General features: G+C 49.9%; 14 protein-coding genes and 1 pseudogene. 8 read left to right on the top strand and 7 right to left on the bottom strand.

Annotated elements, in window-relative coordinates:
• Positions 1-88 precede the first annotated feature (88 nt).
• The 7 genes from HMPREF3066_RS08040 to mreB form a co-directional block, all read right to left on the bottom strand.
• A complete protein-coding gene (locus HMPREF3066_RS08040) occupies positions 89-460 on the bottom strand; it encodes a hypothetical protein (RefSeq protein ID WP_045072303.1) in 372 nt (123 codons plus the stop codon).
• Between the two features lie 176 nt (positions 461-636).
• Positions 637-1,293, bottom strand: a complete 657-nt coding sequence (locus HMPREF3066_RS08035; protein ID WP_003741339.1) for a MarC family protein — start codon at positions 1,291-1,293, stop codon at positions 637-639.
• An 11-nt stretch (positions 1,294-1,304) separates the two neighbouring features.
• A complete protein-coding gene (gene rodA, locus HMPREF3066_RS08030; protein ID WP_049225497.1) occupies positions 1,305-2,468 on the bottom strand; it encodes a rod shape-determining protein RodA in 1,164 nt (387 codons plus the stop codon).
• On the bottom strand, positions 2,461-4,482 hold the full coding sequence (gene mrdA / locus HMPREF3066_RS08025; RefSeq protein ID WP_070441926.1) for a penicillin-binding protein 2: 2,022 nt from the start codon (positions 4,480-4,482) through the stop codon (positions 2,461-2,463). The genes rodA and mrdA overlap by 8 nt, the downstream gene beginning before the upstream one ends.
• Positions 4,483-4,509: 27 nt before the next feature.
• On the bottom strand, positions 4,510-5,013 hold the full coding sequence (gene mreD / locus HMPREF3066_RS08020) for a rod shape-determining protein MreD (protein ID WP_070441923.1): 504 nt from the start codon (positions 5,011-5,013) through the stop codon (positions 4,510-4,512).
• Positions 5,014-5,020: 7 nt separating this feature from the next.
• Positions 5,021-5,860, bottom strand: a complete 840-nt coding sequence (gene mreC / locus HMPREF3066_RS08015) for a rod shape-determining protein MreC (RefSeq protein WP_070441920.1) — start codon at positions 5,858-5,860, stop codon at positions 5,021-5,023.
• Positions 5,861-5,871: 11 nt separating this feature from the next.
• Complete coding sequence (gene mreB, locus HMPREF3066_RS08010) at positions 5,872-6,909, bottom strand: rod shape-determining protein (RefSeq protein ID WP_070441917.1); 1,038 nt, start codon at positions 6,907-6,909, stop codon at positions 5,872-5,874.
• A gap of 227 nt (positions 6,910-7,136) precedes the next feature.
• Between mreB and gatC the strand changes: the two genes are divergently transcribed.
• From gatC to HMPREF3066_RS13610, 8 genes and pseudogenes are all read left to right on the top strand, one after another.
• Positions 7,137-7,427 carry an Asp-tRNA(Asn)/Glu-tRNA(Gln) amidotransferase subunit GatC gene (gene gatC / locus HMPREF3066_RS08005; RefSeq protein WP_003741352.1) on the top strand — a complete coding sequence of 97 codons (291 nt, stop codon included), beginning with the start codon at positions 7,137-7,139 and terminating at the stop codon, positions 7,425-7,427.
• A gap of 131 nt (positions 7,428-7,558) precedes the next feature.
• Complete coding sequence (locus HMPREF3066_RS08000) at positions 7,559-8,776, top strand: phospholipase D family protein (protein ID WP_070441914.1); 1,218 nt, start codon at positions 7,559-7,561, stop codon at positions 8,774-8,776.
• A 67-nt stretch (positions 8,777-8,843) separates the two neighbouring features.
• Positions 8,844-10,301, top strand: coding sequence for an Asp-tRNA(Asn)/Glu-tRNA(Gln) amidotransferase subunit GatA (gene gatA / locus HMPREF3066_RS07995; RefSeq protein ID WP_070441911.1), 1,458 nt, complete (start codon positions 8,844-8,846; stop codon positions 10,299-10,301).
• Entirely contained in the window at positions 10,301-11,173 is an 873-nt protein-coding gene (locus tag HMPREF3066_RS07990) for a VirK/YbjX family protein (RefSeq protein ID WP_070441908.1), read from the top strand. Before gatA ends, HMPREF3066_RS07990 begins: the two co-directional genes overlap by 1 nt.
• A gap of 100 nt (positions 11,174-11,273) precedes the next feature.
• Positions 11,274-12,704 (top strand): Asp-tRNA(Asn)/Glu-tRNA(Gln) amidotransferase subunit GatB, encoded by a 1,431-nt coding sequence (gene gatB / locus HMPREF3066_RS07985; RefSeq protein ID WP_070441905.1) that lies wholly within the window; start codon positions 11,274-11,276, stop codon positions 12,702-12,704.
• Positions 12,705-12,844: 140 nt separating this feature from the next.
• Positions 12,845-13,477 carry a hypothetical protein gene (locus HMPREF3066_RS07980; RefSeq protein ID WP_060974783.1) on the top strand — a complete coding sequence of 211 codons (633 nt, stop codon included), beginning with the start codon at positions 12,845-12,847 and terminating at the stop codon, positions 13,475-13,477.
• An 83-nt stretch (positions 13,478-13,560) separates the two neighbouring features.
• The gene (locus tag HMPREF3066_RS07975; protein ID WP_070441901.1) at positions 13,561-14,568 is read left to right on the top strand and encodes a 2Fe-2S iron-sulfur cluster-binding protein; all 1,008 of its coding nucleotides are present in this window, start codon (positions 13,561-13,563) and stop codon (positions 14,566-14,568) included.
• 71 nt (positions 14,569-14,639) lie between these two features.
• A pseudogene (locus HMPREF3066_RS13610) lies at positions 14,640-14,741 on the top strand (IS5/IS1182 family transposase); the annotation flags it as partial.
• Positions 14,742-14,874: the final 133 nt, after the last annotated feature.

Raw genomic sequence — 14,874 nt, 5'->3', positions numbered from 1 at the left:
ATGAGTGTCCAAGATTTGGGGGCCAGTTCAAGTTTCAGACGACCTTCTTTGTTGTCAATATGGCGAAGTAGAAACAGAATACCTCGTTTTATCTCAATCCGTTATGTTCGGAATGAAGCTGCATCCTTCTGTCCGCTTCGGCTGACAAAACGCCTTTGACCGTACGGAAGTGGGAGGCGGCTTTTTCCATATCCGTGCCATTCGGCAGTTTGATTGCGATGCCATTGAAGTTTCTATATTCATAAACAATCTTTGCCCCATATTCGCGGACTGCGTTCATAAGCCTTTCCGAACCGGTTTCGGGGTCATAAAAAATAATCAGGGTATTCGTAGCTTCTGTCGTTTCTAAAAGTGAAGATGATGAATGCGGCTGCCTCTCGGGATGCAGTATGCTGGTTGACGTACAGGCAGCAAGCGTAAAGGCAGGCAAAACGACATAAATCAAATCGCGTTTTTTCATAATATTTCAGATTTTTGATGAGGCATTATTTCGACAATATATCCAAAGTCAGGACAACTGAAGAATATTACAGGACACGTCGTCTGAAAACACAAAACCTATTTTCAGACGACCTTTCCCTTTAGGAAGAATGGGGGGATAGGCAGTAAAGTTTGCCTTCTGCACAATCCGACGAACTAGCCTGCCAATTGTGGGAAAATGGATTTCAATCCGGCAACGATGATTTCTACGGAGACGGCGGCAAGCATCATGCCCATGATGCGGTTGAGGATGGTCAGCCCTGTCGTGCCCAGTTTTTTGCTGATTCGTCCGGCGACAACGAGGATGGCGTAGCAAATCAGGCTGACAAGGAAGCCTGCGGCGAGAATCAAAGCAATATCGCTGTAATTTTTGGCGGCTGAGGCGTAGATGATGACGGTGGAGATACCGCCGGGACCGATGGTGATGGGGATGGCGACGGGAACGACGGCGATGGCTTTGGCGTTTTTCTGGATATGTTGTACGACGCCTTCTTCTTTGTCTCCGCCGATATTTTGTTTGGCGGGGTTGTCGTTGCCGTTCATCATGGAAATAGCGATGAGCAAGACCAAAATACCGCCGCCGACTTGGAAAGAGCCGACGCTGATGCCTAAGATTTTCAACAACATCCCGCCCGTTAAGGTGAAGACGGTAATGACGATGAAGACGGCGAGTGCGGCGGTGCGGGCGATGCGGCGCTTTTCTTTGGTGCTGTGATCCTGTGTCAAATCGAGGTAAATCGAAAGCGCGCTGAACGGGTTAATCAATACAAGGAAGGCAACCAAAAGTTTGCCGATTTCTACACCTAATTCCATTTTTCATTCCCTTATTTGTTTTTTGTAGAGACGTTTACGTCCGCTTTATCGTTGAATTCGTAGTGGCGTTTGGTTTTATGTTCGCTGGAAATACCCATTAGTAGCGCAAGTACGGTCATGATGGAAAGCGTTGCAGTACCGCCGTAGCTGACCAACGGCAGAGGGACGCCGACAACGGGCAAAATGCCGCTCACCATGCCCATGTTCACAAAGGCGTAGCAGAAAAAAGTCATGGTTAATGCGCCGGCGAGCGTGCGGCTGTAAAGCGATTGGGCTTTGGCGGCAATCAGCAGTCCGCGCGTCAGAATAACGAAATAAACCAGCAGCAGCAAGATGTTGCCGATCAAACCGAATTCTTCGCCATACACGGCAAAAATGAAGTCGGTCGTGGACTCGGGAATGTAATCCAAATGCGTTTGTGTGCCGTTGAGCCAGCCTTTTCCCCAAACGCCGCCCGAACCGATGGCAATCATGGCCTGGATGATGTGGTAGCCTGCGCCCAAAGGGTCCTGCGTCGGGTCAAACAGCGTCAGAACGCGGGTTTTCTGATAGTCGTGCATCCCGTAGTTCCACAAAAGCGGCAATGCGGCAACAAAGGCAATGATGGCGGCAAAGATGACTTTCCACGGCAGGCCTGCGAAAAAGACGATGAAAATACCCGATGCCATAATCAAAACTGCCGTACCCAAGTCGGGCTGTTTCAAAATCAGCGCAACGGGGATGAGGATTAAAAGCATGGCGATGATGTAGTGAAACCATTTCAGACGACCTTCGTGCCGTTGGAAGTACCAAGCGACGGTCATGGGCAGGACGATTTTCATGATTTCGGACGGCTGGATGCGCGTGAACCCCAGTTCCAACCAGCGTGTAGAGCCATTGACGGTCACGCCTGCGACTTCGACGGCGACAAGCAGCAACACGCCAATCAGGTACATCGGCAGCGCAACCTTTGCGGCATCACGCGGCTTGAACGAGGCGACAAACCACAGCAGGGCGAAGCCGAAAACCGTATGCAGGGTTTTGTGTTCAAGCTGGCCGAAATCCTGCCCGTCCGCTGAATAGAGCAAAAACAGGCTCATGATGTAGATGGCGAGCATGGGGAAAAACAGCCACGGGTCTATCGGAGCAGATACGGTGCGCTTGATTTTTGCCCACATTCCGACCGTTTCATTCATGATTTGCTTCCTCCTGTTTCAGACCGTAGGCTTTTTGGAATATGGTCGGCGGTTGGGGTTGTGTGCGGTGTTGTTGCGGTTCGGGCATTCCGCCTGCGTCGGGGTCGTCTGAAAACTGCTGCGGCTTGACGTTGAGCATATAAAAATCGGTCAGGCTGCGGGCAAGCGGTGCGGCGTAGGCACCCCAGCCGCCGTTTTCCAGAATCACGGCAATGGCGATTTCAGGTTTTTCCAAGGGAGCGAACGAAATAAACCACGCATGGTCGCGGTGTTGCTCGCGCAAGGCTGCGGCGTTGTAACGACCGCCCTGCTTGATTTGCACAACCTGCGCCGTGCCCGTTTTGCCGCCCATGCTGTAAGCCAAACCGCCGCCGATGCGGTGTGCCGTACCGCCCGGTTTCAAGACTTTCTCCATTGCCTGTTTGACGTATTCGAAGTTGTCTTGTTTGAACGGGATTTTGTATTCGGGATTGGGATTGATACGCGTGATTTTGCGTTTGTCGAAATCCAACAATTCTTTCACCAAATGCGGTTGATAAACCACGCCGTTATTGGCGAGCGAAGCGGTGGCATGTGCCATTTGCAGCGGGGTGTAGGCGTTGTAACCCTGCCCGATGCTGACCGAGACCATCTCGCCTGCACGCCATTCTTTGGCGGTAGGATCGGACGATTTGGCAAAGCGTTTCGCCTTCCATTCGCGGCTGGGCAAAACGCCCGTATATTCGCTGGGCAGGTCGATGCCGGTTTTTTTACCGAACCCGAATTGCGCTAAATACGGCGACGCTTTGTCTATGCCCATTTCGTAGCCCAAGCGGTAGAAAAAGGTATCGGACGACACCTGTATCGCCTTGCTCAAATTCGCCGAGCCGTGTCCGCTGCGTACGGAATCTCGGAAAACGTGACGGCTGCCGGGAATGCTCCATGCACCGGGCGCGGGAACGACCGTTGTTTGGGTAATTTTGCCGCTTTCCAGCAAAGCCATGCCCATAAATGGCTTAAACGTCGAGCCCGGCGGATACAGACCTTGCGTTACGCGGTTGACCAACGGCTTTTTCCAGTCGTCATTCAAGGCTTTCCAAGTTTCGCTGTCGATGCCGTCGATAAAGAGGTTGGGATCGAAAGATGGTTTGGAAACGAAAGCCAATACCGTACCGTCTTGCGGATTGATGGCAACAATCGCCCCGCGCCTGTCTCCCAATATTTTGTCCGCCTCTTGTTGCATGCGGATGTCCATGCCCAAGCGCAAAGTTTGCCCCATGCGCGACGGCACGTTTTTCAAGACGCGAACAATATTGCCGTAAGCGTCTTTTTCCACTTCTTGATAGCCGGGCGCGCCATGAAGCTGCGGTTCGTAATATTTTTCCAGCCCCGATTTGCCGATGTGCGTGCTGCCGCGATAGAGTGCAGTCAAGCCCTCTTCTTCCAAAATTTCCTGATCTTTGTCGCTGATGCGGCCGATGTAACCTAAAAAGTGTGAAGTCAGCTTGCCATAAGGATACTCGCGGAAAGTGCGCGAATTGACTTCTACACCTTTAAATTCATTAAGATGCACGGACAATTTCGCCGCTTCTTCATCTGTCAGGCGCAGCTTGAGCGGGATGTTTTCAAATTTGCGGTAGCTTTCGCGGTATTTGTGGAAACGCTTCAAATCAGTAGGCGTAATATCGACATACTTCCGCAGGGCTTCGATGACATCCTCCATCTTGCCCTCAATGCGGCTGGGGATGACTTCCAGAGAGAACACGGGATAGTTTTTTGCCAGCGGTACGCCGTTGACATCTACGATTTCGCCGCGGACAGGCGGGGTCGGAATTAATGTGATGCGGTTGCTGGATGCCTGTCCGGAAAAATCGTCATGCCGGAACACCTGCAAATAAACAAACCGAGCCACCAATGCGGCAAACAGAACCACAATCAGGATAAACGCTACCAGCAGACGCAATAAAGAATCGGCTTGCGCCGCCTTTGCAGTCTGTGTTTTACCGCTACCGCCATTTTTCAGACGACGTTTCATAGTATTCAGTATAGACATGGTTTCACGTTATCTGTTGGCGCGATAGAAATTGGTCAGCATCAGCATCAACTGGCTCAAGAAAGGCCAAAGCAGCGCGCCTGCCAAAGGCGCGATGAAACTTTGCCAAGTAATGATTTGGTTGTTGAGGAACAGGCGCGCCGCCACCAAGACCGCCTGATGGCAGAACAATGCTGCCAATACCGCCCCGATCTGCATGATGTGGCCGTAGAGCATGATTTGACGGCGCGTGTTCAAGACGAAATACACCATGACCGTATAAGACAATGCGTGCAGCCCCAAAGTCGCTGCCGTTGCGGCATCGACTATCAAGCCGAGCAAAAATGCAATGCCCATGCCGACGCGTTGGGGATGGTGCATAGACCAATAAAGCAGCATCAGCGCAGTCAGTTCGGGCAGCCAAAAAAACACATCAAAGGGGAAAGGCATGAAATCGACAAGCATGGTTACGGCAAAACTTGCCGCAATCACGCCGACGGGCATGGCACGGTAGGAATCGTCAAAATCGTTCATGAATGATTTATTGAGAAGAATGGGAAGAAGACAGAACCAAAACAAAGCGGTTGCGGCGCAAGGCGGCAAACGGGGTCAGTTCTGTGTCGTAATAAGGCGTACCTGAAGCGCGGACGACTTTATCCACGTGCGCCACGGGAATGCCTGCCGGATAAATGCCGTCCAAACCGGAAGTAATCAAAACATCCTGCGGCTTCAAATCCGATCCTGTCGGGAAATAGCGCAAATCCAAGCCCACGCCGTTGCCGTAGGCGAGATTGCGTTCGCCCGTCCGCTCAACGGCAACAGGGACGATACTTTGTGCAGCCGCTATCAGCTCGACTTCCGCACTGTTTGCGTGAACCAATGTAATCCGCCCGATTAAGCCGTTTTGATCGATAACGGCATCGCCTGCCGCAACCCCTTCGCCACTGCCTTTATTGATAATCAAACGTTCGGACAATGGGTCTTTGCCACTGGACAACACTTCCGCACCAATGACATTACTTACGCCTTTTTGCTGCAAACTGTATAGCTTTTTCAGCTCCTGCAATTCGCTCAGGTTGACCTTGTCACGTTGAAGCTGGATTTTCAGACGACCGTTTTCCTCCAAAAGGAGACGGTTTTGCTCCAATAGCTCGGTTTGCGATTGAGATTGGTTGGAAATATATTGATAAAAACGAACCGGCTGGTTTGCCAACCATTGCACCGGATAAAGAATCTCTGCCGCAGCAGTACGCACGGGTTGCATCAGGTCGAAACGACCGTCCGCCAACATAATGCCGGCACCCAGCAAAAGATACGCAATAAAACGAGGCAACAGCTTTTGGCCCTTTGCCTCGTCAAACCGTAAAGAAGAATGTTCCATTTCAGCCTGCCTTAGGGGTTATCCACAAAAACGGCATTCCATTTGCCGATATAATCCAAGGCTTTGCCTGCGCCATAAGCCACACAGTTCAAAGGCTGGTCGGCAATACCGACAGGCAGCCCCGTCGCATCCGCCAAAACCGTATCCATGCCGTGCAACAGCGCGCCGCCGCCCGTCAACATAATACCCCTGTCGGCAATATCACCAGCCAACTCAGGCGGAGCCTGTTCCAAAGCAAGGCGCACGGCGCGGATAATCTGATTAACCGTTTCGCTCAAAGCCTCGCGCACCTCTTCCGAAGTAATGGCAATCGATTTGGGCGTACCTTCCGCCAAATCACGTCCTTTAATCCGCATAGCGGTTTCAGTTGGAAAGCCAGAGGCGGAACCGATTGTTTTCTTCAATTCCTCAGCCGTCACTTCACCAATCAACACACCGCGATGACGGCGCAGATAATGCACGATGCTCTTATCAAACTCATCGCCTGCCGCACGTACGGAGGCGGAATAAGCCATACCGCCCAACGACAAAATGCCGATTTCCGTTGTGCCGCCGCCGATATCCACCACCATCGAACCGGCAGTATCTTCAATCGGCAAACCCGCACCCAAAGCAGCCGCCATAGGCTCCTCAATCAAATGTACGGAAGATGCACCTGCGGCAAATGCAGAATCCAAAATTGCCTTGCGTTCCACTTGAGTTGCCCCGCCCGGCACGCAAATCACTACGCGCGGCGGCACAACCGAATTACCTTGTATTGCTTTTTTAATCAACATACCCAGCATACGCTCGGCAATCGTAAAATCAGCAATCACCCCGTCCCGCATAGGACGGACGATTTCAATATTGCGCGGCGCGCGCCCCTGCATTTTCTTGGCTTCCGTACCCACGGCGACAATCTTGCTTTTACCGCCCGTACCCGATTGAACCGCCACCACAGACGGCTCGTCCAAAACAATGCCTTTACCACGCACATAAATCAACGTGTTCGCCGTACCCAAGTCAATGGCGATATCGTTTGAGAAAAAACGGGATAAAAAACGAAACATAAAATACCTGAATATCGGCCCAGCACCGATTTTATTTAATTGTTATTCAAAATATTAAAAACATGGAAACAACGCCTTTTCAGACGACCTCCCCACTCCCCGTAATGAAACGTATGGCGAAATCACACGCCGTTTGAGTAGTTTTCGGTTATAATTCTTCGTTTCATCGAAGAAGAACGCAATGATACCCCAATAAAGGGGCGTTTGCTATCAGACAAGGATTTTTTATGGCTTTAAGCTTAACCGATGTGGAAAAAATCGCCAAACTCTCACGCCTTTCGCTGACCGAGGAAGAAAAAGGCAAAACCCTCTCAGAATTAAACGACATTTTCGCTATGGTCGAAAAGATGCAGAGCGTGAATACCGACGGTATCGAGCCGATGGCACACCCCCACGAAGCCGCCCTACGCCTGCGTGAGGATAAAGTTACCGAAACCGACCATGCCGCCGAATATCAAGCCGTTGCACCTGAAGTGCGTAACCGCCTGTATATCGTGCCTCAGGTAATTGAAGAATAATTTTTCAGACGACCTACTAAAAAATAGTACGCAGTGGAAACTCGAGTAATAACTGCTAATTTTTATATTGGCAGTCTACACTTGGTGCATTCATATACCCCACTTGCACTACAAATTAGGAGAATTACGTTTTGGAACTTATTACAACTCCGAAAAAATTAAGTGATAAATTTATCAAACTAACTGAGAAATATACAAAAATTGCTTTTGCAATAGCTTGGGCTTCAGCAGATCATCCTGCTTTCAACGCTCTGTTGAAACACAGAAATAAAATCCAACATTCAACTATCGGCTTACATTTCTACCAAACAGATCCTAAAGTTTTAGAGGAATTTAAAGGGCATGAAAACATTGGATTTATCAAACAGACTGATGGCGTATTTCATCCCAAGCTATATTTATTTTGGAACGCATCGAACGATTGGGCATTACTTTCAGGTAGTGCAAACTTTACTAAAGGCGCATTTGCTGGTAGCAATCAAGAGACCATGATCTTAATACAGGGAGGGTCTGATGACGTCTTCAAAGATCTAATTCATTTTTTAAAAGATGAGTGTTTTAATAAAGCAGAAAAAATTAGTAATGATGAAATTGATCGCTATCGAGTACTTCATCAAGAACGAAAAACTCAAATCAATACATTATCTAACCATTATACAGATACTCAGAAAAAAAACAGTGGAATGAAACAAAATATTCTATCCACTAAAATATTGACGTATTCTTGGGATGATTATTTCAAAACAATCCAACAAGATGAAAATCATCAATTTGAAGATCGATTAGCGCTGCTAGATTATTCAAAACAAAATTTTCAGGATAATTCTAGCTTTCTTGCTATTGAATTAGAAGATCGAAAACTTATTTCAGGTCTACCTAATATTGCTAATACAAAAACAGAGCGACTAGACTATGGTTGGTTTGGTAGTACCCATAGTAATGGCAAATTTCGGAGTCTTATTAACAATGGTAATCAAAAAGTTGCCGAAGCTATTGATGAGATCCCTTTAACAGGCAAAGTCAGCAGGGAAGATTTTTTGGAGTATTACCGACTTTTCCAAAAAATTGATTATACGAATCCAATAGGTATTTCTACACGATTATTGGCTATGAAAAGACCTGATTTATTCTTTTGCTTTAATGGAGCGAACAAAAAAGGCATATGTGAAGAATTAGGTTTATCTCAAAATCTAAATGCTGAACGCTATTGGGATGAAATCTTACTACGCATTTACGATACTCTTTGGTTTAATAGTTCCAGACCAAGCGCATCAACTGAGCAGCAAGCATGGTCAGGTAGAGTTGCCTTAATCGACTGCATCTATTACAAACCGAAGAATAAAAAATAATGCTAACACCTGTTCATTTCTCAATTAAATTAACTAGTTATTGACTATTTACCGGATTTATAAAACCATGGCGAAATACACCCTCAAACAAGCCAGCCAACTGCTGCAATCCAAGCAAATCTCCGCCGTCGAACTGGCAACCGAATACCTCGCCGCCATTGCTGCGCAGAACCCGGCTATCAACGGCTACATCACCCTCGACCAAGACAAAACCCTCGAAGAAGCCCGTGCCGCCGACGCGCGTATCGCGCAAGGTACCGCCACCGCGCTTACCGGCGTACCCATCGCCTACAAAGATATTTTCTGTCAAACAGGTTGGCGCAGTGCGTGCAGCTCCAAAATGCTGAACAACTTTGTCTCCCCCTACACTGCCACCGTCGTTCAAAATCTGCTTGACGAAGGCATGGTAACGCTTGGCCGTACCAATATGGACGAGTTTGCCATGGGCTCGACCAATGAGACCTCGTTCTACGGCGCGACTAAAAACCCGTGGAATCCCGAACACGTCCCAGGCGGTTCATCCGGCGGTTCCGCAGCGGTCGTTGCCGCACGCCTTGCTCCTGTCGCACTCGGTTCAGATACCGGCGGCTCTATCCGCCAGCCTGCTTCACACTGTGGCATCACCGGTATCAAACCCACCTACGGCACGGTTTCCCGCTTCGGCATGGTTGCCTACGCATCCAGTTTCGACCAAGCCGGTCCGATGGCACAAACTGCCGAAGACTGCGCGATTTTGCTCAATGCGATGGCGAGCTTTGACGAGCGCGATTCCACCAGTTTGGAACGCAGCAAGGAAGACTACACCCGCGATTTGGACAAACCGCTCAAAGGCATGAAAATCGGCCTGCCCAAGGAATATTTCGGCGAAGGCGCGGATGTCGATGTGCAGGCTGCTTTGCAAAGCGTCATCAACCTTTTAAAAGCACAAGGTGCGGAAACCATTGAAGTTTCCCTGCCGCAAACCGCCCTGTCCATCCCCGCTTACTATGTCCTCGCTTCCGCCGAAGCCAGCACCAATCTTTCCCGCTACGATGGCGTACGCTACGGCCACCGCGCCGCCCAATTCGGCGACCTAGAAGAAATGTACAGCAACACCCGCGCCGAAGGTTTCGGCAGCGAAGTCAAACGCCGCATCATGATCGGTACTTATGTGTTGTCGCACGGCTACTACGATGCCTATTACCTGAAAGCCCAAAAACTGCGCCGCCTCGTTGCCAACGATTTTCAGACGGCCTTCGCGCAATGCGACTTCATCCTTGCTCCGACTGCGCCCACCGCCGCCCCCAAACTCGGCAGCGACATCCATGATCCCGTGCAGATGTACCTTTCCGACATCTACACCATCGCCGTGAATCTGGCCGGATTGCCCGCCCTGACCCTGCCCGCAGGTTTCAGCAGCAGCGGACTGCCCATCGGCGTGCAGTTCATCGGCAACCACTTCTCCGAAGCCAAAATCCTTGGCGCAGCGCATCAAGTACAGTTGGCAAGTGATTGGCACACCCAAACCCCTGATGGAAAAGCATAATGCCGGAGCAGTTTGTTTTTCCAGATTTCAAAACCGTATATAAGGATGCGCCGAAATTTCAAATCCAGCATTTGAAATTCTCCTTACGCAGGTTGTTTACACGGCGACAAGTCAAAGATTTTGAAAACTTTGTCAACGCCTCCGCGCCACGCCGTACCTTTTTTCAAAGGCGGCCGCAAGATGCCTATCCGTTGATACATGCCTTTGTTGACCAACGCTTCAACAGACGGCGCAGGCTACAAGTCATGAAAGAAGACCTGCTGACAGCCGAAAAACTGTTCGGGCAGGAAACGCTCGCCAATATGACGACACGTAAATTCCATGTCGTTCTGGCGCATCTTTCAGACGGCCTGACTTTATGGCTGAACCGGAACGATAATTGCGTGGATGAAGGAATGTGGTCGCTATCCTTGCGCGACAGCGAAGGAAAACGTCTCTACATGGCAACCTTCGCCCTAGTTGACGGCAAACTGCTGGCCGCCTCTATCCAAGGCCCCGCAGGGGAAGAAGCCAAAGACCTTGTACGCAGCCTGACCAAACAACTCCACGGTCTGCGCCCGCAGCAACTGATGGTAACCGCCCTGCAATATTTTTCGACATCGCTCAATTTGGGCGGCGTTGTCGGCATTGCCCAAGAGCATCAGGTCAAACTGCGCTGGCGGCTGAAGAAACGGGTCAAAATGAATTACGACCTGTTTTGGCAGGAGAACGGCGCAACGCTCGGCGACGACGGCTACTGGCATCTGCCGCAAATCCCGCCGCGAAAAGACTTGGCGGAAATCGAAAGCAAAAAGCGTTCGATGTACCGCAAACGTTACCAAATGCTGGATAACATGGCGGTCGAGATGCAGGCTTGCTTTCAGAAGACTTGATTCTGCGTTTTCAGACGACCTTTGCCATTTGAAAAACAAACAGGTCGTCTGAAAACGGCTGACCACTTTACATTATCGACATCAAAAGAAAGAACCCCTTATGACCTGGGAAACAGTAATCGGCTTGGAAATCCACGTCCAGTTAAACACCCAATCTAAAATCTTCAGCGGCGCATCAACCGCATTCGGTGCAGAACCCAATGCGCACGCCAGCGTGGTGGAATGCGCGCTGCCGGGCGTGCTGCCGGTAATGAACCGCGAAGTCGTTGAAAAAGCCATCAAATTGGGCTTGGCTTTGGATGCGGAAATCAATCAGAAAAATGTGTTCGACCGCAAAAACTACTTCTACCCCGACTTGCCCAAAGGCTATCAAATCAGCCAGTTGGATTTACCGATTGTCGAACACGGCAAACTGGAAATCGTGGTCGGCGACGATGTGAAAACCATCAACGTAACCCGTGCGCACATGGAAGAAGACGCGGGCAAATCCGTGCATGAAGGCTTGAACGGTGCAACCGGCATCGACCTGAACCGCGCAGGCACGCCGCTGTTGGAAGTGGTATCCGAACCCGAGATGCGCTCCGCCGCCGAAGCCGTTGCCTACGCCAAAGCCCTACACAGCTTGGTAACCTGGCTGGACATCTGCGACGGCAATATGGCGGAAGGCTCGTTCCGCGTCGATGCCAACGTATCCGTGCGTCCGAAAGGCCAAGCGGAATTCGGCACGCGCCGCGAGATTAAAAACCTCAATTCCTTCCGTTTCTTAGAGCAGGCGATTAATTACGAAGTAGAAGCGCAAATCGAGATTTTAGAAGACGGCGGCAAAGTACAGCAGGCAACCATGCTGTTCGACCCTGAAAAAGGCGAAACCCGCGTGATGCGTTTGAAAGAAGACGCGCATGACTACCGCTACTTCCCCGACCCCGATTTGCTGCCCATCATCATTTCAGACGACCAGTTGCAAAAAGCCAAAGCAGAAATGCCCGAGCTGCCAAAAGAAATGGCGACACGTTTCGTGGCGGACTACGGCGTGTCCGACTACGACGCGCGCCTGCTCACTGCCAGCCGCGTGCAGGCTGCCTATTTTGAAGAAGCCGCCAAAGAGAGCGGACAAGGTAAGCTGACTGCCAACTGGATGAACGGCGAACTCGCCGCCACGCTGAACAAAGAAGGCATGGAACTTGCCGACAGCCCGATTACCGCCCCACGCCTCGCTGCGTTGGTAGGCAAAATCGCCGACGGCACTTTAAGCAGCAAATTGGCGAAAAAAGCCTTTGAAGCCATGTGGGCGGAACCCGAAGCCTCTATCGCTGAAATCATTGAAAAACACGGCTTGCAGCAGATGACCGATACCGGCGCGATTGAAGCGATGGTAGATGAAGTGCTGGCAAACAACGCCAAAGCCGTGGAACAGTTCAAATCCGGTAACGAAAAAGCCCTGAATGCGATTGTGGGACAAGTGATGAAGGCTAGTAAAGGCAAAGCGAATCCCGCGCAGGTGCAGGAATTGATTAAAGCGAAATTGGCTTAAGTAAGATAAAGGCTGGCTGAAAATGATTTATCTGTTTTCAGCCAGTCTTACCAGGTCGTCTGAAAGCAAGGTATAGGTTTTAATTCTATTAAAGCTTGGTTTTCAGACGACCTTCAAGCCATTACAAATCAAGGAATAAGATGAAAATAATATTACCTGCAGTACTATTACTGTTAACAACTTCCTCATTTGCAAAAAATTACGCCGATCAGCCTCAGCCTTTTACTCCTCAAACAGTACAGGATGTATTGCGTTGCAAGGTGTCATTATTGGATTTTTCGTTTTGGACTCCGGAAAATTTTACCGGTTACCCTGGCTCAAATGAGCGCGCGGAAGAAGAAAATGTGGGACGTTTTGTCAATAAGATCGACAATATTACTTACCGTTACCGCTTGCCGTTTAAGGTGCATCTTGCCAATCCCTTAGATGGAAAAGAAGTAGAAGGGCAGTATGTCGCTATTCGCAACAATGCTGTCTATTTGGAAATTGATTGGGCACGATATCCCAAATTGCATTCACTATACCGTCAGAAATATCAGGAAGACCTTTATGAGCTGACGCAACAGCTAAAGGGACAAAATATCACATCCAAAACGACACCTAAAAAACTGGATACATTGGGCTATAGTGTGCCTGCTGTCGAAAAATCGATAACAGACCCCAATAAAAAATTGAAGGTATGGAAATATTTTGGCTTTCCTGCTGTATTTAAAGCAGATGTAATAAGGGGTGATTCAGATAAGGGCTATATCGGCTGCCGTTATCCGTTGTAGACTGTCTTCCGCAAACGGAGGTCGTCTGAAAGCTGATTTTTCAGACGACCTTTTAACTTAATCTATTCAAACCACACCAAGCTATGACCCATACCATTACCCTACCCGACCAAACCACCTTTACCGCCAACGACGGCGAAACCGTTTTAGCCGCTGCCGCCCGTCAAAACCTCAATCTGCCCCATTCATGCAAAAGCGGTGCCTGCGGTCAATGCAAAGCCGAACTGGTCAGTGGCGATATTCAAATGGGCGAACACTCAGAACAGGCCTTATCCGAAGCAGAAAAAGCCCAAGGCAAGATTTTGATGTGCTGCACCACTGCGCAAAGCGACATCAGCATCAACATCCCCGGCTACAACGCCAATGCGTTACCCGTCCGCACCCTGCCCGCCCGTATTGAAAGCATGGTTTTCAAACACGATGTCGCCCTCCTGAAACTTGCCCTGCCCAAAGCCCCACCGTTTGCTTTCTACGCCGGGCAATACATTGATTTACTGCTGCCGGGCAACATCAGCCGCAGCTACTCCATCGCCAATTCGCCCGACCAAGAAGGCATTTTGGAACTGCACATCCGCAGGCGCGAAAACGGCGTCTGCTCGGAAATGATTTTCGGCAGCGAACCCAAAGTCAAAGAAAAAGGCATCGTCCGCATCAAAGGCCCGCTCGGTTCGTTTACCTTGCAGGAAGACAGCAGCAAACCCATCATCCTTTTGGCAACCGGTACAGGCTATGCCCCCATCCGCAGCATCCTGCTCGACCTTATCCGCCAAGACAGCAGCCGCGCCGTCCATTTCTACTGGGGTGCACGGCACCAAGATGATTTGTACGCACTCGAAGAAGCGCAAGAGCTGACAGGTCGTCTGAAAAACGCCCGCTTCACCCCCGTCCTATCAAAAGCCACTGAAAGTTGGCAAGGCGAAAAAGGATACGTCCAAACTGCTACCGCAAAAGATTATCCCGACTTGAGCGGTTACGAAGTTTATGCCTGCGGTTCCGTCGCCATGACCGAAAGTGCGAAATCCGCGTTGACCGCGCAATGCAGCCTGCCTGAGACAACCTTCTATTCGGATGCGTTTTCTCCGGCGCAATAGTCCCAGTTCACCATTTTTTCATCACTTGAGACCTTTATAAAATTTCCATCAAGACATTTAGGGGATTTCTCATGAGCACCTTCTTCCAGCAACCCACACAAGCCATGATTGCCAAACACATCGACCGCTTCCCACTATTGAAATCTGAAGGCGATGTGTTTGAACCTGTTGAAAGCCGCTAACAGGCTAAGTGTGCCTGTTGCCGCCTAAAAGGCGGCCCGGATGCCTGATTATCGGGTATCCGGGGAGGATTAGGGGGTATTTGGGTAGAATCAGTGGATATTTGAAACGAAAACAGCCGAAAAC

The organism is Neisseria sp. HMSC03D10 (genome assembly GCF_001807625.1).
In the GTDB taxonomy this organism is placed as follows: Bacteria; Pseudomonadota; Gammaproteobacteria; order Burkholderiales; family Neisseriaceae; genus Neisseria; species Neisseria mucosa.
Note: the sequence above shows the minus strand (reverse complement) of the source record. Positions and strands in the feature narration are given on the sequence as shown.